Origin of the sequence: Peribacillus sedimenti (genome assembly GCF_046237635.1) — a bacterium.
Taxonomy (GTDB): Bacteria; Bacillota; Bacilli; order Bacillales; family DSM-1321; genus Peribacillus; species Peribacillus sedimenti.
In genome coordinates this window covers 640,210-663,401 of sequence record NZ_CP143547.1, presented here as the reverse complement: position 1 = coordinate 663,401, position 23,192 = coordinate 640,210, and the positions used below count along the sequence as shown (strand labels likewise).

At 44.1% G+C, this 23,192-nt stretch carries 23 protein-coding genes and 1 riboswitch; of the genes, 10 read left to right on the top strand and 13 right to left on the bottom strand.

Features of this window, described 5'->3' with window-relative positions; all coding sequences use genetic code 11:
• The first annotated feature begins 95 nt into the window (after positions 1-95).
• From V1500_RS03410 to V1500_RS03400, 3 genes are read left to right on the top strand one after another with little or no spacing between them, the layout of a single operon-like run.
• Positions 96-791 (top strand): 2-phosphosulfolactate phosphatase, encoded by a 696-nt coding sequence (locus tag V1500_RS03410; RefSeq protein ID WP_409304207.1) that lies wholly within the window; start codon positions 96-98, stop codon positions 789-791.
• Positions 788-1,570: a phosphosulfolactate synthase gene (locus tag V1500_RS03405; protein WP_409304206.1), complete on the top strand. Its 783-nt coding sequence runs from the start codon at positions 788-790 to the stop codon at positions 1,568-1,570. The genes V1500_RS03410 and V1500_RS03405 overlap by 4 nt, the downstream gene beginning before the upstream one ends.
• Positions 1,567-1,965 carry a VOC family protein gene (locus V1500_RS03400; protein ID WP_409304205.1) on the top strand — a complete coding sequence of 133 codons (399 nt, stop codon included), beginning with the start codon at positions 1,567-1,569 and terminating at the stop codon, positions 1,963-1,965. The genes V1500_RS03405 and V1500_RS03400 overlap by 4 nt, the downstream gene beginning before the upstream one ends.
• Before the next feature lie 613 nt (positions 1,966-2,578).
• Here the strand turns inward: V1500_RS03400 and V1500_RS03395 are convergent.
• The gene (locus tag V1500_RS03395) at positions 2,579-3,268 is read right to left on the bottom strand and encodes a pseudouridine synthase (RefSeq protein WP_409304204.1); all 690 of its coding nucleotides are present in this window, start codon (positions 3,266-3,268) and stop codon (positions 2,579-2,581) included.
• A gap of 185 nt (positions 3,269-3,453) precedes the next feature.
• Entirely contained in the window at positions 3,454-4,215 is a 762-nt protein-coding gene (locus V1500_RS03390) for an SGNH/GDSL hydrolase family protein (RefSeq protein ID WP_409304203.1), read from the bottom strand.
• 388 nt (positions 4,216-4,603) lie between these two features.
• On the opposite strand from V1500_RS03390, the gene V1500_RS03385 reads away from it, so the two are divergent.
• Together V1500_RS03385 and V1500_RS03380 are read left to right on the top strand one after the other, a co-directional pair.
• Positions 4,604-5,707, top strand: coding sequence for a site-2 protease family protein (locus V1500_RS03385; protein ID WP_409304202.1), 1,104 nt, complete (start codon positions 4,604-4,606; stop codon positions 5,705-5,707).
• A gap of 338 nt (positions 5,708-6,045) precedes the next feature.
• Complete coding sequence (locus V1500_RS03380; RefSeq protein WP_409304201.1) at positions 6,046-6,618, top strand: CBO0543 family protein; 573 nt, start codon at positions 6,046-6,048, stop codon at positions 6,616-6,618.
• Between the two features lie 255 nt (positions 6,619-6,873).
• Here V1500_RS03380 and V1500_RS03375 read toward each other — a convergent pair whose 3' ends face one another.
• The 3 genes from V1500_RS03375 to ligD (V1500_RS03365) form a co-directional block, all read right to left on the bottom strand.
• Positions 6,874-7,152, bottom strand: coding sequence for a DnaD domain protein (locus V1500_RS03375; RefSeq protein WP_409304200.1), 279 nt, complete (start codon positions 7,150-7,152; stop codon positions 6,874-6,876).
• Between the two features lie 63 nt (positions 7,153-7,215).
• Positions 7,216-8,901: a methyl-accepting chemotaxis protein gene (locus V1500_RS03370; protein ID WP_409304199.1), complete on the bottom strand. Its 1,686-nt coding sequence runs from the start codon at positions 8,899-8,901 to the stop codon at positions 7,216-7,218.
• A 133-nt stretch (positions 8,902-9,034) separates the two neighbouring features.
• A riboswitch (cyclic di-GMP riboswitch) is annotated at positions 9,035-9,130 on the bottom strand.
• A 152-nt stretch (positions 9,131-9,282) separates the two neighbouring features.
• Positions 9,283-10,182: a non-homologous end-joining DNA ligase gene (gene ligD, locus V1500_RS03365; protein WP_409304198.1), complete on the bottom strand. Its 900-nt coding sequence runs from the start codon at positions 10,180-10,182 to the stop codon at positions 9,283-9,285.
• Between the two features lie 102 nt (positions 10,183-10,284).
• Between ligD (V1500_RS03365) and ligD (V1500_RS03360) the strand changes: the two genes are divergently transcribed.
• Together ligD (V1500_RS03360) and V1500_RS03355 are read left to right on the top strand one after the other, a co-directional pair.
• The gene (gene ligD, locus V1500_RS03360) at positions 10,285-11,226 is read left to right on the top strand and encodes a non-homologous end-joining DNA ligase (protein ID WP_409304197.1); all 942 of its coding nucleotides are present in this window, start codon (positions 10,285-10,287) and stop codon (positions 11,224-11,226) included.
• A 104-nt stretch (positions 11,227-11,330) separates the two neighbouring features.
• Positions 11,331-11,585, top strand: a complete 255-nt coding sequence (locus V1500_RS03355; RefSeq protein ID WP_409304196.1) for a DUF2533 family protein — start codon at positions 11,331-11,333, stop codon at positions 11,583-11,585.
• Between the two features lie 206 nt (positions 11,586-11,791).
• Here V1500_RS03355 and fdhA read toward each other — a convergent pair whose 3' ends face one another.
• Positions 11,792-13,009 (bottom strand): formaldehyde dehydrogenase, glutathione-independent, encoded by a 1,218-nt coding sequence (fdhA, locus tag V1500_RS03350; protein WP_409304195.1) that lies wholly within the window; start codon positions 13,007-13,009, stop codon positions 11,792-11,794.
• A gap of 238 nt (positions 13,010-13,247) precedes the next feature.
• Between fdhA and V1500_RS03345 the strand changes: the two genes are divergently transcribed.
• The 3 genes from V1500_RS03345 (at position 13,248) to V1500_RS03335 (ending at position 15,450) form a co-directional block, all read left to right on the top strand.
• On the top strand, positions 13,248-14,594 hold the full coding sequence (locus V1500_RS03345; protein WP_409304194.1) for an NAD(P)/FAD-dependent oxidoreductase: 1,347 nt from the start codon (positions 13,248-13,250) through the stop codon (positions 14,592-14,594).
• A 61-nt stretch (positions 14,595-14,655) separates the two neighbouring features.
• Positions 14,656-15,000, top strand: a complete 345-nt coding sequence (locus V1500_RS03340; protein WP_409304193.1) for an ASCH domain-containing protein — start codon at positions 14,656-14,658, stop codon at positions 14,998-15,000.
• Positions 15,001-15,009: 9 nt separating this feature from the next.
• Positions 15,010-15,450, top strand: a complete 441-nt coding sequence (locus tag V1500_RS03335) for a hypothetical protein (RefSeq protein WP_409304192.1) — start codon at positions 15,010-15,012, stop codon at positions 15,448-15,450.
• A gap of 56 nt (positions 15,451-15,506) precedes the next feature.
• Here the strand turns inward: V1500_RS03335 and V1500_RS03330 are convergent, their stop codons facing one another.
• The 7 genes from V1500_RS03330 to V1500_RS03300 form a co-directional block, all read right to left on the bottom strand.
• The gene (locus tag V1500_RS03330; RefSeq protein WP_409304191.1) at positions 15,507-15,950 is read right to left on the bottom strand and encodes a hypothetical protein; all 444 of its coding nucleotides are present in this window, start codon (positions 15,948-15,950) and stop codon (positions 15,507-15,509) included.
• A 143-nt stretch (positions 15,951-16,093) separates the two neighbouring features.
• Positions 16,094-16,300 (bottom strand): copper chaperone CopZ, encoded by a 207-nt coding sequence (gene copZ / locus V1500_RS03325; protein WP_409304190.1) that lies wholly within the window; start codon positions 16,298-16,300, stop codon positions 16,094-16,096.
• A gap of 13 nt (positions 16,301-16,313) precedes the next feature.
• Entirely contained in the window at positions 16,314-16,652 is a 339-nt protein-coding gene (locus tag V1500_RS03320; protein ID WP_409304189.1) for a metal-sensitive transcriptional regulator, read from the bottom strand.
• A gap of 372 nt (positions 16,653-17,024) precedes the next feature.
• The gene (locus tag V1500_RS03315; protein ID WP_409304188.1) at positions 17,025-17,870 is read right to left on the bottom strand and encodes a hypothetical protein; all 846 of its coding nucleotides are present in this window, start codon (positions 17,868-17,870) and stop codon (positions 17,025-17,027) included.
• 1 nt (position 17,871) lies between these two features.
• Positions 17,872-20,313, bottom strand: coding sequence for a heavy metal translocating P-type ATPase (locus V1500_RS03310; protein ID WP_409304187.1), 2,442 nt, complete (start codon positions 20,311-20,313; stop codon positions 17,872-17,874).
• A gap of 293 nt (positions 20,314-20,606) precedes the next feature.
• Positions 20,607-21,947: a GntP family permease gene (locus tag V1500_RS03305; RefSeq protein WP_409304186.1), complete on the bottom strand. Its 1,341-nt coding sequence runs from the start codon at positions 21,945-21,947 to the stop codon at positions 20,607-20,609.
• A gap of 20 nt (positions 21,948-21,967) precedes the next feature.
• Positions 21,968-23,113, bottom strand: coding sequence for a glycerate kinase (locus V1500_RS03300; RefSeq protein ID WP_409304185.1), 1,146 nt, complete (start codon positions 23,111-23,113; stop codon positions 21,968-21,970).
• Positions 23,114-23,192 lie beyond the last annotated feature (79 nt).

Genomic DNA, 23,192 nt, shown 5'->3' with positions numbered 1-23,192 from the left:
TAAAAAAGTATAACGGAACTATGTACAAATCCACAGAATATAATTTTTTTAGCTTCAAAAGCAGGATACACACCTATCATCGGGAGAGGAATACAATGGCATTAAAGATTTATCAGGGGAGCGAACATCAGCTTGCCCACGCAGACATCAACATTGTGATTGATGTCATCCGCGCATTTACCGTAGCCCATTACGCTTTTATAAATGGAGTGGAGGAGATTTTACTCGCTGGAACCGTCGAGGATGCATGGAAGCTAAAAGAATCAAACCCCCATTGTCTTTTGGCCGGTGAAGTAAATGGCGTGCCCATTGAAGGGTTTGAGTTAGACAATTCGCCGGCCAGAATCGCAAGGGAAGATTTAACCGGCAGAATATTGGTGCAAAAGACGACCAACGGCGTAAAGGCCACCTTGAATGCATTACAGGCAGACTTTGTATTTGTTACCGGTTTCTCCAACGCCCGCACAACAGCAGAATATGTCTCCAGGATAAAAAGCAGGGCTGATCGGGAACTTACCATCAATATCATAGCCTCTCACCCGACAAGTGATGATGACCTTGCATGTGCTGAATATATGGCAGGCATTATTGATGGGAAAGGGACAATCCAGACAACAGCGATACAGGAACGAATCAGAACAGCTGAGGTTACGGAGAAATTTTTCGACCCTCACCGGCCTGAATTTGACCCGGAGGATATCCTATTTTGTATGCGGGAAACAGAAACCCCATTTGTTATGAAGGTGAACACCTTGAGGCAAATACCGACGATTGAGAGGATCGCAATATGAGTAGTATAAACGGATTACAGCTGCCGCCACGTACGTCTAAACCAAGGCGGGATGGATGGACAGTATTAATCGATAACGGGCTGCCCCTGCAGCAGTTTCAGGATTCCATTTTCAGCAGCGCGGACCTTATAGATTTTGTTAAGTTCGGCTGGGGGACTTCTTTAATCACCAAAACACTTGAACAAAAAATTGATTGTTTAAGGAATAATGGTATTTCATTCTTTTTCGGGGGGACTCTTTTCGAAAAATTTGTTAGCCAGGGCAAGATTAATGAGTTTTACAATTATTGCCGGAAAAACGATTGCAATTATATCGAGATTTCAAACGGGACGATTGATATGACCAATACAGAGAAAGCGTCCTTTATCTCTGATTTTTCAAAGGATTTTCATGTGCTGAGCGAGGTAGGCAACAAGGATAGCGACAAAGCCATGGAGCAGGATTCCTCACAATGGATCGAGTGGATCCAGGAAGATTTTGAAGCGGGGTCTGTCAAGGTCATAACTGAAGCAAGAGAATCCGGAACCAGCGGCATGTGCCAGAGCAATGGCGAGCTGCGTACTGATTTGATAGACGAAATTATTTCTTCAGGAATCAAGCTGGAAAACATGATTTTCGAAGCACCGAACAAAAAGCTGCAAACCTTTTTTATCCGGCTGGCTGGCTCGAATGTAAACCTCGCCAATATTCCGTTCGCAGACGTGATTCCGCTTGAAACACTTCGTTTGGGGTTACGTTCTGACACTTTTCATCTTTTTGACAGGAGCATAAGAAAGTGAGAGATACTAATAAAGTGTTTCATCTGGCCATCCCTTGCAAGGAGCTGGATGAAACCGTTGAATTTTATGAAAAGATTGGCTGCAGACTGGCAAGGCGTTATCACGACCGCGTCACCTTTAACTTCTTTGGTGACCAGCTCGTTTGCCATTTGAATCCTCAGGATGTGGATCAGAAACCCAAAATGTACCCCCGTCACTTTGGAATCACATTCATGAACCGGCAGGAATTTGACGATGTCCTGACAATGGCCAAACAGCAGCAATTGCCATTCTTCCAGGATCTTACGGTCAGATTTAAAGGCAAACGTGAGGAGCATGTTACCTTCTTCCTGATCGACCCGGCAAATAATCTGCTGGAATTCAAATATTATTTCGATCCTGAAATGGTGTATTGATGGGGCGAAGCTAAACCCCGAATGATGCCATTGGAACTCGCAATTAGGTTCGAGCATTTATTCGAGGTGCATAGATTTTGAGGTTTGAGCATACTTTCGAGGTGCATGGATTTTGAGGTTCGAGCATACTTTCGAGGTGCATGGATTTTGAGGTTCGTGCATACTTTCGAGGTGCATGGATTTTGAGGTTCGTGCATACTTTCGAGGTGCATGGATTTTGAGGTTCGTGCATACTTTCGATGTGCATGGATTTTGAGGTTCGAGCACAAATCACTGATTTCGAGCCTAAACCGTGTTGTTTCGAGCATAAATCACTGATTTCGAACATAAACCAATATATTTCGAGCATAAATGCGAGTATTTCGGGCATAACCCTTGAATTTCGAAATGTAAATCAGGGGCAATCATAAAAAAATACACTTGCTTGCATTAAATTGCGATACTGTTAATACTTTGTTCCTATCACAGCCGTTTTTGCCCTCAGCATTTAGTATTTTTAGTTTTTTCCGTAGTTGCTAAAAAAACACTGCCTGGTGATTTCCTCTCCATCACTCGATTTTCAGGGTGGATAACTTGCCGGCAGTGTTTTTTATTTTTGGAAATCCGGGTTTTATTATGTGAGCTGTGACAAAAGCCCTCCAAGTTCTTCATCAGTCAAATCCCGCCATTTTCCTGTCTCCAATCTTCCCAGCGCAATATTCATGATGCGGATACGCTCAAGCCTCGTAACTTCATAGCCGAGCGCCTTGCACATACGGCGGATTTGCCGGTTCAGTCCCTGGGTAAGGATGATATTGAATTCAAACTCTGCGATGCGGCTCACCTTACAGGGTTTTGTGGTGACACCCATAATATCGACACCCTCGGACATTTTCCGGATAAAATCATCTGTAATTGGCATATTCACAGTCACTACATATTCCTTTTCATGCCCGTGCTCTGATCTCAATATTTTATTCACTATTTCCCCGTCATTGGTCATTAGGATCAGCCCCTGTGATGCCTTATCCAGTCTCCCCACCGGAAATATTCTTGATGGATGCTCCACGAATTCAATGATATTTCCGGATACATGCTCTGCTGCCGTACAAGTAATCCCTACCGGCTTATTCAAAGCAATGTAAGTCGGTTTTTGAATCTCTGGCAACGGCTTTCCGTCCACCAGCACGACATCCCCCGGCTTAACGATCGTATCAAGTTCAGAGGGCGTCCCGTTGACCGTTACCCTTCCTTCCTTGATCAACCGATCCATTTCCCGGCGCGAACAGTATCCTGTCCCGCCTATATACTTTTGGATTCTCACTTTTACCCTACTCTCTATGATGCTTTGTTTCCCTATATTATAATGCCGAGTTTAACTACATTCAAAAAGGCAAACCGATCCACTCCCTTTGTAGCGATGATCTCGCATTTCTTGTCCGCCTATTACATCCACCGCGTCATTAAAAAAGGCCGGCATTTAAAATGCCGACCTTCCAAAGAAAGCGCTTACTTCTTTAATAGAATTGCTTTCCAGAATTCTGCTGCTACTACTTTGTATCCTGCATCACTTAAGTGGATGTCAGCTGGATTCGTTAGATACTGTTGAAATTTGTTGTCCTTCGTTACATTAATTATCTGCATGGTTGGGACATAGGTATCGCCATGCGCTTTTGCTGCTGCCTCGATTTTAGAGTTTCCTAATTTTACAATGCTCACTATGGATTGTTGTTCAAGTTCAGGAAGGTATGGATAAGGATTATAATAACCCATCACAAATACCTTGGCCTTGGGATTCAACTTGTCAATCTTAGCCAAAATATCTCTAATGTTGGCATCTATTGCAGCTAGTGCCTCCTGGGCCTTGCTTGGATCTTTCATAACTCCCAAAATATCATTGGCCCCGATATCAATAGTGATATGTGTTGCTTCTTTAACTTCTTTTTGAATCTTTTTACTACTTTGTAAATCTTTTTTCACGTTTTCAGTAGTGTAACCCCGTACACCAAAATTATCAAAGTCGGCAAGCTTATACAGCTTGCTGTTTGCAGTGAAGTAGCTTGCTACATAGTCTGGATAACCATAATCAATATAGCCACTTGGAGTTTGTCCAGCCGCCAATGAATCTCCCAGCGCTACATACTGTACAGTTTTTGGCGGAACTGGTTTTAGTGCCGGTTTTGCCGCAGTTTTGGCGCTTACACTAAAAGGTACACCGACCATTAAAGCGCTCGCAAGCAATAAACTTGCTACTTTCTTTTTGTTCTTCATTCAATCCATCCCCTTTTATGGTATAAAATACCTATTATTCCAACATTTATTTAAATTCTCGATATATCGCATATTTCCTTCTTTCCTGACGAAATTTCGGGTGGATTTGGGGGATTCTTATACAAATACTAGAAACTAAACTAGACACCTACGTACTCTAAATCTCCACTTAAGAAGTGGCTTCATATCCAACAATACCGGGAGCGGTCATATCCCCGAAAAAATTGCGGATTGTTGTAAACGGGACAAACAAAAAGAATTGCAAGTACCAGGAGGCGCTGGATTTCAATCTTTTTTCCGCTTCAACTCCGCCCAGAAGGAATGTTCCCCACTAAGAAAATACTAAGATATAATGGCCTTAAGAAAAAAATAGATTAGGAGATGGAGGATGAAGCAAAAATCTAAATCCTGGATTGGGATCGCAGCAGCAGTTGCTTTGTTCCTGCTGGGGAAATTGAAATGGCTGGTTGCCCTGCTCAAGCTGGCGAAGTTTGCCTCCGTGCTCTCCATTTTTGTATCGCTGGGTGCCTATGCATTGGTATATGGATGGAAATTCGCAATTGCCCTGGTTTACCTTATTTTTATCCATGAGACCGGCCATTTGTTGGCCGCCAAACGAAAAAACATCAAAACTTCAAAGGCAATTTTCTTGCCATTCGTCGGAGCATTGATAGCACTAAAAGAAGAACCTAAAAACGCAAAGGATGAGGCTTACCTTGCGTATGGGGGACCTCTCCTTGGTACGGTCGCTTTCCTCCCTGCCCTTCCGCTTTTTTCGGTTACGAATGACCCATTTTGGTTACTGGTAATTACTCTGGGATCTTTCCTAAACCTATTTAACCTGGCCCCTATCCATCCCATGGACGGCGGCAGGATTGTCGGGGTCATATCAACAAAGATCTGGTTAGCGGGAATCATTGGGATGATCATATATATGTTTCTAAATCCCAACCCGGTGCTGTTCATATTTTTGTTGTTTGGTATATCCACATGGTGGAAGGAATTGAGGAAAAAGGTGCGGCAAAACAAAAGACTAATCGCCCTTGAACAATATCGCTTCGCAATCCAGCAATATGATATGTATGCAGCATCTACGGAGGAAGAACGTATCAGGATTCATAATCTGTGGCAATGGGAATTGAGGCAAACGTCACAAAAACTAGCAAATTCCCAAGCATGGCATTTTCCTTTCATCGGAGATAAAAAACGGTACGAGCATGAGCTGCTAGAAACCAAAAGGGAAGTGCTTAGCCGTTTGCTTTTTGCAGGTATTCATATCTATGATGACTACGGAATTAAGGAAAGAGGCGATTTCGAGAAGAAGATCCATGAAGAAGAATCTCAACTGGAAAAAGAAGAGAACTATTACAAAGCAACCAACAAAACGAGGATCATATGGGCGATTCTCTACATCGCACTCGCCTTGTTCCTCATCGCCTGCAGCATGCATTACGGGGAACTGATGACATCCTATCAAGACATGCTTCCCTAATATCAAACAAAGAGGACTCCCTGCTTGCAGGGAGTTTTTTTATTTTCCCAAACCTCCTTGTCGATTTATTCAGAGGTTCAATTGTTCCTTAAGCTTTAAAGACTTTCCTTCCCTCTGACCCTCTTCATTTTTAAAGGTATTACAATTATTCATGGATATCTCTTCATCGCCTATAATTAATGCCTGAAATCAATTTACAGGGCTGGCAGGACTTCCTACAGGGGATATTTTTTAAAAGAGTCAGCATTTTATATGGTTTATTGATTAAGCTCCTCACATGTATAAGGGGAAGTCGTTTGGGAAATATAACCTCTATACTACTCAAGAGGGGAGCATATATGGAACACACTCAGCGAACTGAACTTAACGATATTGAAAACTTACAATTGAAAGTATCCGATTCTTGGTCAGATTATTGGAGTCAGTATTCAGATTTTGGAACATGGCAATTTTGGATCAATCTTGCATTTTTGATTATTCCTTTGATCGTCCTGTACATTTTTATGGATAAGAGAAAGGCCCTGCTTCTAGGGTTCTTTGGTTTCAATGTACACGTGTGGTTTACGTACATAGATACATATGGAGGTACAAGGGCCTTATGGTATTATCCATATAAACTTCTGCCTGTACTGCCGATCAGTTTCGCATTGGACGTATCGCTTGTGCCTGTTTCTTATATGCTTCTATACCAATGGGCACTGAATAATAAGAAGAATTATTATCTATTCATGCTGATATTGAGCGCACTGTTTTCTTTTGTATTGAAACCATTGCTTATATCCTTGGACCTGTTTGAATTGAACAGAGGCGCGAATTACTTTCATCTGTTTTTAGGCTATGTGGCCGTGGGAATCGTCTCAAAATTAATCACGAATCTTTTCCTGTACTTCGAACATAAAGCAAAACAATAAAAAAACACACTCCATCGAAGTGTGTTTTTATTGTTTTCAGCTCGCAGCCTGGTTCCGAACAGTTCGGAACCTTTCGAATATGTTCCGAGTGTTTCGGAAGGGAATTCCGCGCTTCCATTATACGTGTTGCTCAAAGATGGCAGGGTCGGGCAAACAAGAAGAGTCTCTGTCATTCCATCTCTTTTCTCAGCTGGATTCGTTCATAGCTGCCGAGGCCATAGCGGCGCAGCAGGAGACTTTTAGTATCCTTATCTATCAACACATTGCCTGTTCCACCAACTGGACGTTATGTTGTTGCCATTGTGCAGCAATTTGTTCAATATGTTGGCCATTCAATTGGCCATTGCTGATCACTAACGAATACTGAAGCAAAACATTAATGATTGGGTCAGGAAATTCGCTTTCTCTTTTGATGGCCTGGATCAATGTAAGCTGTTCAGAGTTAAGTTCTCTTCCCCCGAGCGCCAAAGACAGCATTTGCTCAGGTGCTATATCCTCAAAAAATCCCTTAATTAATTCAACCGTTTCCTTCATATATGACCCCACCTAATCATTGAACAACCACAGACAAATCTTATCTTTTGTTTGCGGACGGTATTACACCTTAAACTTATTTACCAGCTGTTGAAGATCCTGAGCCATTTGGCTCAATGTCTCAGCAGATGAAGACACTTCCTCCATGGATGCAGTTTGTTCTTCCGCAGAAGCTGCGACATTTTGGGTATTCCCTGCAGATTGTTCTGCTATTTGCGCTATGCCCTCCATCATTTCTACCATTCCGAGGGACTGCTTGTTCACTTCTTCAACAATGGAAGACACTTCCTGTGCTTCTACCGTCACCTGTTCAATCGATGCTAAAATATCATTAAAGGCCGTGCCCGTTTCATGAACCAGCTGTATGCCTCCGTTCACCACTTCATTTCCATTCGTCATGGATTGAACTGCTTTGGCTGCCTCTGTTTGTACCTCCTGGATCAGATTTCGAATGTTACCTGCAGCTTTGCTGGACTGCTCGGCTAATTTCCGCACTTCATCCGCTACTACTGCAAATCCCTTGCCATGATCACCAGCACGTGCTGCTTCGATCGCTGCATTTAATGCTAATAAGTTTGTCTGTTCGGCAATCTGTGTGATGAAGTCGACAATCTGGCCGATTTCTTCAGATTTTTTTCCTACCGCATTTACAACCTCTGAAGTCGAGCTCACCGATTGATGGATAAGATTAATCTGTTCCACTGTTTGCGAGACCACTCCATGTCCCATAATTGCCTTGTCATTGGCAGCCGCGGTCAAAGCGGCAACTGCCTGCATAGAGGAAGAAGCCTTGTTCATTCCACTGGATATTCCACTTACAGTGTGATGCAGTTCTCTGGCATTTTCGACCTGTTTGTTCGAGCCAACCGCAACCTCCTGAATGGCAGCTGATATTAGCTCCGTTGCTTTGCTCGTCTGTTCGGAACTTGCCGACAATTCCTCAGATGTCACTGAAACCTGATCCGCATTCGCCCCTACCTGGCCAATTAAAGCACGAAGATTTTCATTCATTTGATTAAAGGAATGAGCCAGGTTCGCAATTTCATCTTTGCTTTTAACCTTGATATTCTGCTGGGTCAGGTCGCCTTCAGAAATCTTTTTTGCCGCCTGTTCCAGCGACAGAATTGGCCTGTTTATCATTCTTGTTATCACATAACCAATCAGGACAGCCAGGAAGAACGCAGCAATGCTTAAAATCAGAACAGTGTTCCGAGCGGCGTCTGACCTATTGGAAGCTGCACCGCTTCCTTCTTCCATGTTCTTCCTTAAGTCATGTTCGATGCCATCTGCTATATTCCTGATGTTTTGGGCCAATGGAATTGCCTTCTCCGTTGCAACAATGGTAGCTTTGTGTTGATCTGAACCCATCAAGATAATCACTTGATCAGAAGCAGTTTTAAATTGTTTATTTAATTCTTCAAGCTCTTTAAGCTGATCCTTGACCGCCTGCGGCTGAACCATCTCATCGATGACATTTACTTTTTGATTGACCTCTCTAACAGCATCAGATAAGATACCGGAGGCTGCCTGTTGACGCAGCATCACGCCGTTTAAAGCTGCTATCTCCCTGGAAGCTGCAATCTGCAAATCCTTTGTATCTGTTAAGATGACCGCCCGGCGATTTACAAGGTCTGAATAGGTATCATCCACTTTTTGTAGATTATAGTATGCAACAAAGCTGATTAACCCAAGAATAATGGCGATAATTAAAAATCCGCCCATCAATTTTTTCCCAATTGTCATCTTCATTTTTCTCATCCCTTATGTAAAATTATAATCGTGATGCTTTATAAATAATAAATTCTTCTCCTTCCCCTTTTGGTCCGACTGAACGCAAAAAAAAAGCTATTTCCAGTAAGTGGAATAGCCGGATTTTGGGCTATTCGGCAGCCTGGCAATCATAGTCCAAAATACACATTTGAACGACAGACCCATGGCTTTGCGTCCCCATCTTTCGATGAGTTTGCCTTTATCGGATAGTTTGTTGGTTAATTATACCTATTAAATGTAAAATCATTCTATATTAATAATTATTATTAAGTCAATGGATAAACTCTTTACTTTCTACATTTTTAAATCATTTCCACAACAAAGAAAGCTGCTTCATACAGTGTGTCTGAAACAAGCCACTCATGCTTGATTTTTATTGATGAATGACAAAATATCCTCCAAGCTCTGTTCACGCTTCTCAGTTGTGACAGGGGCAAACAAATTTCCCTTCTCTTGGATTCTGCGTTTTATATTGAGAATGGTAAAATCCGTTGGCCTGAAGCCCTCTTCCACCTCTCCCCATGTCACCGGTGCAGCAATTGTTGCTTTAGGCTTTGCTCTTACGGAGTAAACAGCCGGCATCGTCCGGCCTTTCCAAAGCTGTAAATAATCGAAATACAGCTTATTTCCCCTTTTTTCTACCACACGTTCCAACGTCAATTTTCCCGGCATTTTTTCCTGAAAATATTCGGCAATGAATGTGTTAATCTGTCGCGTTTCCTCAAATGTGTAATCAGCAGAAATCGGTACGAAAATTTGCATGCCTGTCGATCCGGAAGTCCGGGGTATGGATATCAGGTTGAGTGAATCTAATAGTGCTTTCAGTGCAAGAGCTACCTCAAGAACGAGGTCAAAGCTATTATTCTCCGATGGATCAAGGTCAAAAACCAGCTCGAGCGGGAAATTTTCTTTCGTATATCGGTCAAATGGGACGTGGAACTCTAAAGCTCCATAGTTGGCGGCCCAAACTAAGGTTGCTGGGTCATTAAGCAGAATTCTTTGTTTTTCTTTATACATCGCACAGTTTACCCACTCCGGAGCACTCGCGGGCAGGGAACGTTTTTCAATTTTCTTCCCGTTTATTCCATGCGGGTAAAGCCAGATCATAAGTAATCTGTCTTTTGTATGAGGAATTAGATAGGGAGAGATGTCCAACAAATAATTTATGTAATCTAGCTTACTCAGTCCAGCTTCAGGCCATATAACTTCGCCAGGTTTGAATATTTCAATCGGTCTTCCTTCAACATTAATTTTTTCCATACTGTTTTTTACCCTCCTCTTATCAATATTTTCGATAGATTATGCCAAAACTATGTAAAATTTGGCGTATTTGCCAATACGAAAGCATTGGAGGTCTTCGATTTGGAACCAATTTTCCCAATGGAGCCGGAAAGCAGTGTCACCATACCCGGAGGTGAGGGCTGGGTTGCACAAATAAAGTGGGACGGGGTAAGAGTGCTAACTTACTCTGACGATGAGCGTGTCCGTCTTTTCAACCGAAAGAAAAACGAGCGAACCATGCATTATCCCGAGATAACGAATGTTCAGAGCTATTGCAAACAATCGTCAGTGATATTGGATGGAGAAGTCATCTCATTAGGCGAGAATGGAAAACCTGCCTTTCATGAAGTAATGAAAAGGGATGGAATCAGGAGGCTTGATCGGGTGAAGCTTGTGGCAGAAAGTGTGCCGATTGTCTACATGATATTCGATGTCCTTTATCTTAATGGCAATTGGCTGAACACTCGGCCTTTTAGGGAACGTAATAATATTCTTTCAGAAATCATTACTCCGAATGACCATATTCAGCTTGTACCTTCTGTCTGTGAGGCAGGCGCACTGTTTCATGCGATTAAAGAACAGGGCATGGAGGGCATCGTTATGAAACGGAACGATTCACCTTATGTTATCGGGAAAAAGAAGGACTATTGGGTTAAGGTTAAAAATTACCGGGACATCATTGCTGTGATTGGCGGTTTTACATTACGCCATAATATAGTGAGCGCCATTTTACTGGGGCTTTATGATGAAAAAGGAAAGCTGCAATATGTAGGGCACACAGGGACTGGAAAGATGACGGACCAGGAATGGAGGGAACTGGCTGAGCTTTTAAAACCAATGGTTATTAGGGAGCACCCTTTTGCCAAAAAGCCAGAAAGGCATGGCGATTATTATTGGGTGCGTCCTGAAATGACGGTCAAAGTCAAATTTGCAGAGTGGACAGAGGGGGGAGCTATGCGCCAGCCAAGCATTGAGGGTTTCATTCAAATTTCTCCCCATGAATGCAGGTTGATAAGGGGCTGAAGACAGCTCAAGTTTTGTAGAAATATTTTATGTACTTAACGCGGCTACAATATATTGGTATGATGGTACATATCCATTTTTTGAAATATTAGGAGTGACAATACATGAGTGTACATAAAGACCTGGCACAGCATGCTGCTAACCAGAACAAAATTTATAATCAATTTCAAGCCCTCGACCAGGAACGTGAACGCTATATAGAAGAAGCTGTTTCCCTTTGCCAGAAGGGGCTTCCCTTCACTACGGACAAAATTAACGCCGTTACGGATAAAATGAACCGTTTGCCTGAATTGCGCATCACTGAAAAACGAAAGTTCGTGACAGCCGAAATGATTCAGGAATATGTAAAAACCGTATAATATAGGCAGGAACAGTAAGTACAAATGAATGTATTTACTGTTTTTTTATGGATGGAAGGTCCATTTATTCTAGTTTGAGGGTGCACTCTGCGTGTTATGACGGTTGCTAAAGGTTGGCGGGTTTCAAATTCTTTAATGCGATGTCTCCTCAACAAAAAGAAGCTGCCCCCAGGCAGCTCCTCATCACTATTCTTCTATTTAAACTATTAGCTTCTTACCAGGTTGTGCGGGTCGATTACAAATTTCTTGGATGCACCGTTGTCAAACTCAGCATAGCCGCTCGGAGCGTCATCAAGAGAGATTAATGTAGCATTAACCGCTTTGGCGATTTGCGCCCTGCCACTTAGAATCGCAGACATTAAATAGCGGTGATATCTCATGACTGGTGTCTGGCCGGTAACAAATGTATGAGCCTTTGCCCAGCCTAGTCCAAGGCGGATTTTCAATGTACCATGCTTTGCATCGTCATCCACAGCACCAGGATCGCCAGTTACATACAATCCAGGAATTCCAAGGCGGCCGCCCGCTCTTGTAACATCCATGATGGAATTCAATACAGTAGCAGGAGATTCGCCAGCATTCTTTCCATGGCCGTGTGCTTCAAAACCAACACAGTCGACTGCACAATCCACTTCAGGAGCACCTAAAATCTGGTCAATTTGTTCCCCTAGATTTGGATGATCCTTTAAGTTTACCGTCTCGCATCCAAAACTTCTTGCCTGCTGCAAACGCTCTTCAATCAGGTCACCGACAATAACTGTAGCGGCTCCCAAAAGCTGGGCAGAGTGGGCAGCAGCCAATCCTACAGGTCCAGCACCGGCAATATAAACCGTAGAGCCAGGTTTTACGCCGGCACTCACAGCTCCATGGAAGCCTGTCGGGAATATATCAGACAGCATGGTCAAATCCAGGATTTTTTCCATGGCTTTGTCTTTATCCGGGAATTTCAGAAGCTGGAAATCAGCATATGGTACCATTACATATTCGGATTGTCCTCCGACCCAGCCGCCCATGTCAACATATCCATAAGCAGAGCCGGCACGATCCGGATTTACATTCTCACATACATGGGTGTTCTGCTCCTTACAGCTGCGGCAGCGTCCGCAAGCAATATTGAATGGAACGGATACCAAATCACCCTTTTTGATGAATTCGACATCACTTCCCACTTCAATAACTTCTCCCGTGATCTCATGGCCTAAAACCAATCCGCTCGGAGCGGTTGTACGCCCCCGTACCATGTGCTGGTCACTTCCGCAGATATTAGTAGTAACAACCTTTAAGATGACTCCATGATTACATTTTCTTCCTACGTTTAGCGGGTTTACACCCGGTCCATCTCGAAGAATCAGGTCTGGATAACTAATGTCCCTAACGTCTACTTTTCCTGGTTCAACATAAACTACTGCACGGTTTCCAGCCATCCAAAAATCACACTCCCATAGTTTAATAGATAAATATTATGTAAGCGCTAGCATTTGTGTATGTCTATTATACTATCAATCCCAAATATTTCAAATAATAACCCTTCCGTCCCAGAGTATTTTTACCCGCAATATTCTTTCGTGTTTAAATTGGCGTAATTCTGAAAAAAACCACAAAGCCGTCTGTATGAACTATAATGGGGTGTAGAAATAGTTTAGAAACTGAGGTTCACTTTTTATGGAACAGAGAGAAAAAGCAATTATCGTAGGCGGCGGCATCGCCGGAAAGTTATTTGCCCGCGTGCTGTCGGATTTTTTTAAAGAAGTAATTATTTTAGAGAAAGATCAGGAACCTGGGGGACCTGTTGCTAGAAAAGGTGCTCCGCAGGGAGAGCATTTACACGCCCTGCTTCATGCAGGTGAATACGGACTGGAATCTCTTTTTCCCGGTATTAATGATAGATTTGTGTTTGGCGGGGCAGTAAAAATTGATTCCACGAAAGATTTGGCATGGTTTCATCATGGAGTGTGGAAGCTCCGCTTTGGAGGAGAATTCACCTCGACTCTTCAGACACGCCCGCATTTGGAATGGCAGATTGAGCAGCTAACGAAACAAATTAAAAACATATCCTATCTTTACAATCACACAGTTAAGGATTTTCTTTACAGCCAGGAAGAAAATCGGATTTACGGGGTAACCATTAAAGGACCGGATTCTTCGATAACAGACATAACAGGAGATATAGTCGTTGATGCCAGTGGAGTAAGCAGCTTTTCGAACAGATGGCTGGGACAGTATGGATATACTATTCCCGAGGAAAAGGTACGAATAGGACTCAGTTACATAAGCAAGGATTACGAGCTCCCCAAGGAAAAACGAGATTGGACAATTAAACTCATATATCCAAGTCCGCCTCACGACAAGATCGGCGGAACGATTTCGAAGGTCGAAAATGACCGATACAAAGTAACCTTGATGGGGTATGGCAATGAAATCAAGGATAAAGAGGTCCTGGCAAGCGAGCATGCTTTTCAGGAATTGTCGGCAAAACTGCCGAGGCCTGATATTTTTAAAGAGTTAAAAATAGGCAAGGCATTATCTCCTGCTACTATTTATCGTGTCCCGCATATTATTTGGAGACGCTTTGATAAAACGAAGAACTTGCCGAAAGGCCTTTTATTGGCCGGTGATACAGTCTGCAGAATTGACCCGGTATTCGGTCAGGGTATGACTATTGCCACACTTCAGGCACTTGCGCTGAAAAGGCAGCTGGAAAAGCAACCTGGTTTTTTTTCAGATGATACAGAAAGGATTTTCCAGAAAAAAGCTGCTAAAATTATCAAGCCGGTTTGGAATATGGTGATTTCGGAAGATTTCCGTTATCCTTTCGTTAAAGGAAAAAAGCCACCGGGACTAGGAATCCAGCAGTGGTACACAAAACAGATATTCCTTCTTTCGTCACAGAATCAAAATGTTTACAGAAGATTTATTACAGTAATGAACCTAGTGAAGCCGGCAGCTGTGCTTTTCGCACCATCTGTTGTATACCATGTATTGAAGCAAGGATTTAGGAAAAAGGAATAGTTCAGTTTCAGTTTCTAGCTTTTCTATAACATAAACATAGTAAAAAGGAGTGTTCCTCACGATGAAAGATATACAAAACACACTTCCGCCCAAAACATGTACAATCGACCGTCTTATTACGAAGCCTGAAGATGTCGAAAAGGTATTGGAAGGGAGAAAAACAGCAACACGCAGAAATGGCAGATACGCAGATGCAGGAGAAATCCTCTTATTAGAGGATAAAATATTCAAGGTAGACCGTGTGTATTCCCAAACCTTGGGTGAGCTAAATGATGAGCATGCCCGTCAGGAGGGCTTCCAATCAGTGGAAGAGTATAAGGAAACAATCCTGTCTTACCATCCTGGAATGCCGTGGCTCCCAACAATGAAGGTCTGGGTGCATGAATTTAGCCCGGTGCGCAAGTAGCATTAACCTATGGATGTATGGTATCGGATTATCCTTTATATTCACGTGTTCAGCGTGATTGTATCCATCGGTCCCTTCTTCATTTTATTGCCAATTGCTCAGAAGCTTCGGTCTTCGGCACAGGCGGAAACAAATGTCTACCTGGAAACATTCCGCTTCGTGGTCCGGCTTACAAAGCATGCTGGACATGTCCTTGTTTTGACAGGAGTACTTCTTGTGATTCTCGGCCCGTGGACGTGGGCTACTCCCTGGCTGGTGATGACCTTGCTGATCTTAGTCGGGTCGTTATTCTTTTTAGCACGCGCATTTTCACCAACGCTTCGGAAATTCCATGAAACAGACCGGAACCAGGAAATGCTGGCCGATAAGCTCAAACGCTCCGTCTGGATTTATATCATTCTGCTGCTGGCCATGCTTTGGTTCATGGTAGTCAAGCCTTATCTCTGGTAGCGGCCATGTAAACGTCAATGTGAAAAGCCTTGTCACGCAAGAGGATGACAAGGCTTTTACTGACACAGCTCCTTCAATATTTCAGTGGCGGTTTCGTGTTCAGGGTCCAATTGGAGGATTTTCCGGCAAGCAGAAATTGCCTCTTCGTCAGATAGAACTGGATCGGGGATCCCCTGTAAGAATACAAGCTGCTCGAGGCTGCCGATATCCTTTTGTTCCGTCAGTTCCACACTTTTCCGTGCATGGAACAGTGCTGAAAAATAAGCTCCTTCCAGATGACATAATGGGCTAGCCAGCAATACAAAAGCAAGATCATGAAGCTTAAAGTCTTCATACTTAGTGATCATATGGCATACGAACGTATAAAAAATCAAGGATCCGCGGTCAAAAGCCGCTTCAATTATATGCTCTGATAAATCTTCATGCGGCATGCTCCAAGCTATCTTTACAGCCTCTTCGAAATCAGCATCCAAAATATGTTTGATTAATTCTTCCTTCACCGTGCCTCACCAGCCAATTAATTTGTCATATTAACATCATAACCAAAGAATTATGAAAACATGATGATATATCAGCTAAAAGATCACGCACCGGGTTATAGCAATAAAAAAGAACGAACCTTGAACGGCCCGTTCCTGCTTGATTATTCTACATCATACCCCTGGTCATCAATTGTGTCTTTGATTTCAGCAAGTGAAACTTTCTCGCTGTCAAAATTGACATCCACCTTGCCATTTTCAAGATCTACCGCAACGTTGTTAACGCCTGCAAGTTTTCCAACGCTTCCCTCAATTGCCTTCACGCAATGTCCGCAAGACATGCCGCTTACACTTAGAGTTACTTTTTCCATTATAAAACCCCTCCTATTTTTTGATTAATTTTTGTATGGTTACAAGAACCTCATCCAGGATTTCCTTGTCGCCCTCCTGGATTTTTTCCAATACACAGGTTTTTAAATGTCCTTCCAACAGAAGATTAGCCACGCCATTCAATGCGGATTGAGCAGCTGAAATTTGGGTAATCACATCATCACAGTAGGCATCCCTTTCAATCAGCCCCTTGATGCCGCGAATTTGGCCTTCGATCCGGTTAAGCCGGGTGGTCAAATTCTTCTTTACCTTATCCGAATGATGGCTTCTCCTGCCATCATCAGTTGTACAGCAAGAATCCTCTGTGACCTCCAATTCGTCATGTAAAGACATCCAATCCCCTCCCCATATCTTTTAATATTATACCCCTGCTAGGTATCCTTAGTAAAGCAAAGGCGTTCAACAGCTGTGGAAGGTCAGCTAAGAACGCCACACATGGAAGGTCAGCTAAGAACGCCACGTCCTGTGGCAACGCTGACGACCCACTTCCTGTGGACCTGGCAATGCTGACGACCCACTTCCTGTGGCCCTGGAAACGCTGACTACCTCACATCGCGTGTCGGACCTGGCAATGCTGACAAACCTCACATAGCATGTGGGACCTGGCAACACTGACTTACCCGCTTCATGTGGGACCTCACGGCGCTGTGGTTAGCTCCATCCACCTGTGTCACGACCCTCGCACATGTTTCACACAATTTCATCTTATTTTACTTCTATCACAAACGGATATGTGCGGACAATTCCATGGTGCTTAAATTCAGCCCAGATTTTGTATTTTCCTTGTTTATTAAACTCAGTTTCGAATTTTGGTTCCTTTTCATTGCTTGGATGTACATGTACGTAATTTTCAGCCGCTTCATCCAGAATCACCACATGGCCCATAGCCCCTAAGTAGGGCTCCAGGCCCTCTTTGTCGACAACAAAATCCAATGTGATTGGTTCCCCTGCCTTAAAATCAGTGCTAGGCTTCATTTCCACCTTTTTCCCGTTCACTGTCTTTGTCAGCTCGGAATCCACTTCAAGGCCAGGGTGGCTGTGACCTTCTGCAGGCTCCCCTACAGCAAACGCCAACGGAGACACATGATATGTCAGGTTTACAGGTTTAATGTCCACAAATGCTTTATAGGATCCTTTTTCCAATGGGTAATCTACCTGGAATGCCCCTTCCTTCATTTTTGTAGGATGGAGGTGATAGTACTTATCGAGATGATCATCGACAATAATCAAATGCATAAACTTTTCATGATTTACTTCCAGGTCCTTAACAGGGTTTCCTTCTTTATCCTTCATATTGATGACTACATTTTCACCATCATAGTTAACATCAACAGCAACTTCACTTTCTGCTGCTAATGCGCCATGGTCACCATGGCTGTCATTGTGACCGCCTGCGTTTTCGGATTCTTTATGTTCACTATTATGTGCGTTTCCCGCGCTGTGGGTTTCTTGTTCAGAAGAAGTGTCTTTATCAAAATAGTTTGCATACACCGTATATCCGCCGACAATAACAAGGAGATATACGATTGCAGAAACAGCCCATTTCATCATTTTACTTCTCTCCTTTATCAACCCTTATTTTTTTGAGATCCAGTCTTTGCAGCCTTAGTGCATTCAGTACGACAGATACGGAACTGAAAGCCATCGCAGCACCGGCTAGCCATGGTGCCAGGAATCCGACTGCCGCAACCGGTATCCCAAGCGCATTGTATCCAAACGCCCAAAATAAGTTTTCCCGGATGTTCTGCATCGTTTTTTTGCTGAGGAAGATGGCATCCGCAATGCTGTTCAAGTCTCCGCGGATCAGCGTAATGTCCGCAGCCTCCATCGCTACATCCGTTCCTGTTCCGATTGCCATGCCTATATCCGCAAGGGCAAGGGCCGGGGCATCATTTATTCCATCTCCAACCATTGCTACAATTTGACCTTCCTCCTGAAGCTTTCTGACCTCATCAGCTTTTCCTTCTGGAAGCACTTCTGCAATCACATGATCGATACCCGCCTGGCGGGCAATGGCAGCGGCCGTACGCTCGTTGTCGCCAGTTATCATGACAACCTTCAAACCCATTTTTTTCAGGCGTGCAACAGCGGCCCTGGAGGTTTCTTTAATTGTGTCAGCAACTGATATCATCCCTGCATACTGGCCATCAATCGCTGCGAGCATCGTTGTTTTCCCCTGGTTCTCAAGCTCCTCCAGCTGGCCAATTACGTGGCTGATGTTTATTGCGTGTTTACCCATTAATTTCCGGGTACCAATCAAAATCGTCCTTTCTTTGACCTCCGCTATGATTCCAAAGCCAGGAATTGCTTCAAAACGTTCAGCAGCATCAAGGGCAATGCCCCTTTCCTGGATACCGTTCACAATCGCCTGCGCCAGAGGATGTTCAGACTGCTTTTCGGCAGAGCCTACCAGCTTCAAGAATTCTTCCTCGTTCCAATCCGTGCTGATGTCTGTCAATACCGGCTGGCCGTTTGTGACGGTGCCAGTCTTATCGAGCATGACTGCTGTAATGCGCTGCGTCCTTTCAAGATGTTCCCCGCCTTTAAACAGGATTCCATATTCCGCTGCGCGGCCCGAACCCGCCATGATGGAGGTTGGTGTGGCAAGCCCCAATGCACATGGGCAGGCAATAACAAGAACAGCTATCAATTTTTCCAGCGCCTCTGCAAAGTCGCCGGGGCTGACAAAGAAGAACCAGATTAAAAACGTGAGAATGGCAAGCCCAACAACAATGGGGACAAAGACACCTGAAATTTGGTCCGCCAGGCGCTGGATCGGAGCCTTTGATCCCTGCGCTTCCTCGACTACCTTGATGATTTGTGACAATGCCGTATCCCTGCCTACTTTAGTTGCCTTAATCTGTAAAAATCCATTCTTATTAATCGTTGCCCCGATGACTGCGTCCCCAACAGTTTTATCTACAGGAACGCTCTCGCCGGTAATCATGGATTCATCAAGAGCAGAACGGCCTTCCAATATCTCTCCATCCACCGGAATCTTCTCTCCCGGCTTAACAAGGATGATATCGCCTGTAACAACCTGTTCCAGCGGGATTTCTGCTTCCATTCCACCCCTGATAACAACCGCTGTTTTCGCCTGCAATCCCATTAATTTTTTTATCGCCTCAGAAGACCGGCCTTTTGCACGCGCCTCAAATACTTTACCGAGAATGATAAGAGTAATGAGCACCGCACTGGTTTCAAAGTATAGATCGGGCATGTGCTCATTTTTTAGATAAGCATCGATGGAAAGGTACAGGCTGTAAAAGTATGCTGCTGACGTACCCAGCGCAACAAGTACATCCATGTTGGCGCTTTTGTTTCGCAGGGCTTTATAGGCACCTGCATAGAATTGTTTACCGATAATAAATTGTATCGGTGTTGCCAAAAGAAGCTGCACCCATGGATTCATGAACATTTCCGGCAAATAAATGAAGGAAGTGAATTCAAAGTGAGTTACCATCGCCCATAATAATGGAATGGAAAGAATCAGTGAAAATAGGAATTTTCCTTGCTGGGTTTCAATGGCCTTTTGGCGGTGATCAGCTGTGTCCTTGTTTGCTTCTTCTTTCAGATGGGCTTCATAACCCAATTTTTCCACTTTCCCTATCATGTCATGGATGCCAACGACTGAAGGGTTATATTCGACAGTCGCAGATTCAAGTGCCAAATTGACGTTCGCCTTTGTAACTCCATCAAGTTTGTTAAGGCCTTTCTCAATTCGGGTCGCACATGCTGCACATGTCATCCCTATCAGATTGAATTCAGCTTTTTCATGTACAACTCCATATCCCAGGTCCTGGATTTTCTTTTCAAAGGCTTCCGGGTTTGTCACCTGTGGATCATACTGGATACTTGCCTTTTCTAATGCAAGATTCACATTTGCGGCATCGACACCTTCAAGCTTATTCAATCCCTTTTCAATCCGGGTTGCACATGCTGCACAAGTCATCCCGGTAATAGTCAGAGTAGTTTCGTTGGAGTTTTGGCTCATAATTTTTCCCTCCCCGCTTCTTGGGAACTGCAATGCTCGCTCTTACATAGCCTAAATGATTGTTAGGGCTCGCCTATCGTTTAGTTCTTACACTTATACTATACCCCCCGACCCTATATGTCAATCAAGAAATATCCATTTTTTCACTTTCTCATTTACTTTATAAAAACGCACGATAGGGGGTCTGCCTCTCTGCGGCTGATTTGCACCGAAAGGGATCTGACTCCGCGACATTTTTGGTAATACGAGAAAGGCAGAGAGCTGCGTACAGCTTTCTGCCTTGGAATTTATTATTAAACTAGAATAACCCATAGGACCATAGTTACGATGATGGTGACTGCACCCTGAAGCAGTGTAGCCATAGTCTGTGCTTTGTATGCATCTGTGACCTTCATGCCGCTGAATTGTGTGACGACCCAAAAGAAGCTGTCATTGACGTGGCTGACTGTCATGGCGCCTGCACCAATTGCCATGACGACCAGAGCGAGCGGCACAGCGCCTTCTATTCCCATTGTCGGAAGCATCGGGGCAATAAGTGAAGACGTGATTACAAGGGCTGCAGTGGACGAACCCTGGGCCGTTTTCAAGGCAGCAGCGATCAGGAATGGAAGCAGAAGGAAAAGGGAACCGCTTAGAACGTCACCCAAAGACCAGCTTTGTATCGCTTCAGCTATCCCGGTATTTTTGATGACTCCGCCGAATGCTCCCCCTGCACCAGTGATTAATAGAATAGGAGCAGAATCCAGCAAGCCATCGCCAACCCAATTCGTCATCGTCTCCTCATCATATTTAGGCAGCAATGCAAATGCAGCGATGACACCGGCAAGCAGCGCTACCAATGGAGAACCAAGGAAAACCAAAAAGTTCGAAAAAGCGCCTTTCATGCCCAGGAACGTGACTACTGAGCCGATTCCAATCAAAACGATAGGAAGTACGATCGGTAAAAATGATAGAAAAGTAGATGGCATTTTCCCGAAGGACTTGACGATTTCATCATAATTCAGTTCTTCTCCATCGTCCTCTACCTCAATCTTGCTTGCTACTTTGGTAGCCCAAAAATAGCCCACGATGGTAGCAGGAATTGCTGTTATAAGTCCAATTAAAATAATCGTTCCAAGAAAGTTGTCTGCACCAATATTCCCAGCCGCTGCAATAGGCCCTGGAGTCGGCGGTACCAAGGTGTGTGTTGCGTATAAACCCGTAGCCAGTGCCACTGACATGGATGCGACCGCTACTTTGGCACGTTTCGCCAGCGCCTTTCTCAAGCTGGACAGGATGACAAACCCAGAGTCACAGAAAACGGGAATGGATACGATGTAACCAATTAAACTCATAGCGAGCTGCGGCCTTTTCGGACCTACTATGCGAAGGACCACTTCCGCCATGCGCAGGGCCGCTCCCGACTTTTCCAGGATTGTTCCGATGATTGTCCCAAAGACAATGACAAGTCCAATCCCTCCCATTAAACCTCCAAACCCGGTATTCACGTTTTCAACGATCTTAGCCAGCGGCATTCCGGAGGCAAAGCCAACAAAAAATGTTCCTAATAACAATGATAAAAACGGATGCAGCTTAAATTTTGTTGTAGCAATTACAACAAGTAAAACACCGATCAATAAAACCAGAAATAACATAATGAACCTCCTGTTGTTTACTAAGACTTTTCGGAAAGCGCTGCCAAAAAGGTGCGCATCACCTGTTCTGACGTTTCTTCAAGCAGCTCGGCACCATTCTCCATTGCCTCTGCAAGGGACATCGGTCCGTTAATGATGCTCGTGATACTGTGGATTCCATACTGATACAACTGATCTATGCCGTTACCAACCGACCCGGCAAGAGCAAAAACCGGAATATGATTTGTCTTTGCTGCCTCTGCCACGCCCATAGGAGTTTTACCGGAGGCAGTTTGGTAATCAATCTGCCCTTCTCCTGTAAAGACGCAAGCCGCACCTTCCATTTTTGCTGACAGCCCTGTATACTCAATCACGATGTCAATGCCTCGTTTGGTTTCTGAGGGAAAAAAAGCCTGGAATGCCCCGCCAATACCTCCGGCAGCTCCTGCACCCGGCTTGTCATGCAGACGTGTGCCTGTCTTCTTTTCTACCAAATCAGCCCAATGTGTTAAGTTAGCATCAAGCAGCTCAACCATTTCTGGTGTCGCTCCTTTTTGCGGACCGAAAACAAAAGATGCCCCATTAGGTCCAACCAATGGATTTTGAACATCCGAAGCAATTAGAAATTCGGATTCGGCTATTCTGTAGTCAAATTCACCATCCTCAATCACTTCAATTTTCGAAAGTTCAGCTCCGCCTGGCCCAATAGATTCGCCATTAGCATCGAGAAGCCTCATTCCCAAGGCCTGAAGCATTCCAGCCCCGCCATCATTGGTGGCGCTTCCGCCTATCCCTAAAATAAAACGGCGGCATCCGTTATCCAATGCCTTTTTAATAAGTTCACCTGTACCATATGTGGTTGTGGCAATCGGATTCCGATGTTCAGGACCTATAAGATACAGGCCGGAAGCACTCGCCATTTCAATGATACAGGTCTTGCCATCCCCAAGAATTCCGTAGGCTGCCTCAACAGGAACCATAATCGGACCGCTGACGGTCACGGCAACCTTCCTTCCATTTGTAGCAGCTACTAAACTATCCAGGGTCCCCTCTCCGCCGTCAGCTACAGGAACAAGCACTGTGTTCGCTCCGGGCATTGCCTTTAATACCCCTCTTTCAATTGCCTGCGCACCTTCTTGTGCAGAAAGGGAGCCTTTAAAGGAATCGGGTGCAATAACAACCTTCATCTTATTTCCCACCTTTTTCACTATTTGACAATTTAATTATAATCTTCAGAAATTTCTTCTTCATCGGTTTCCCAATACA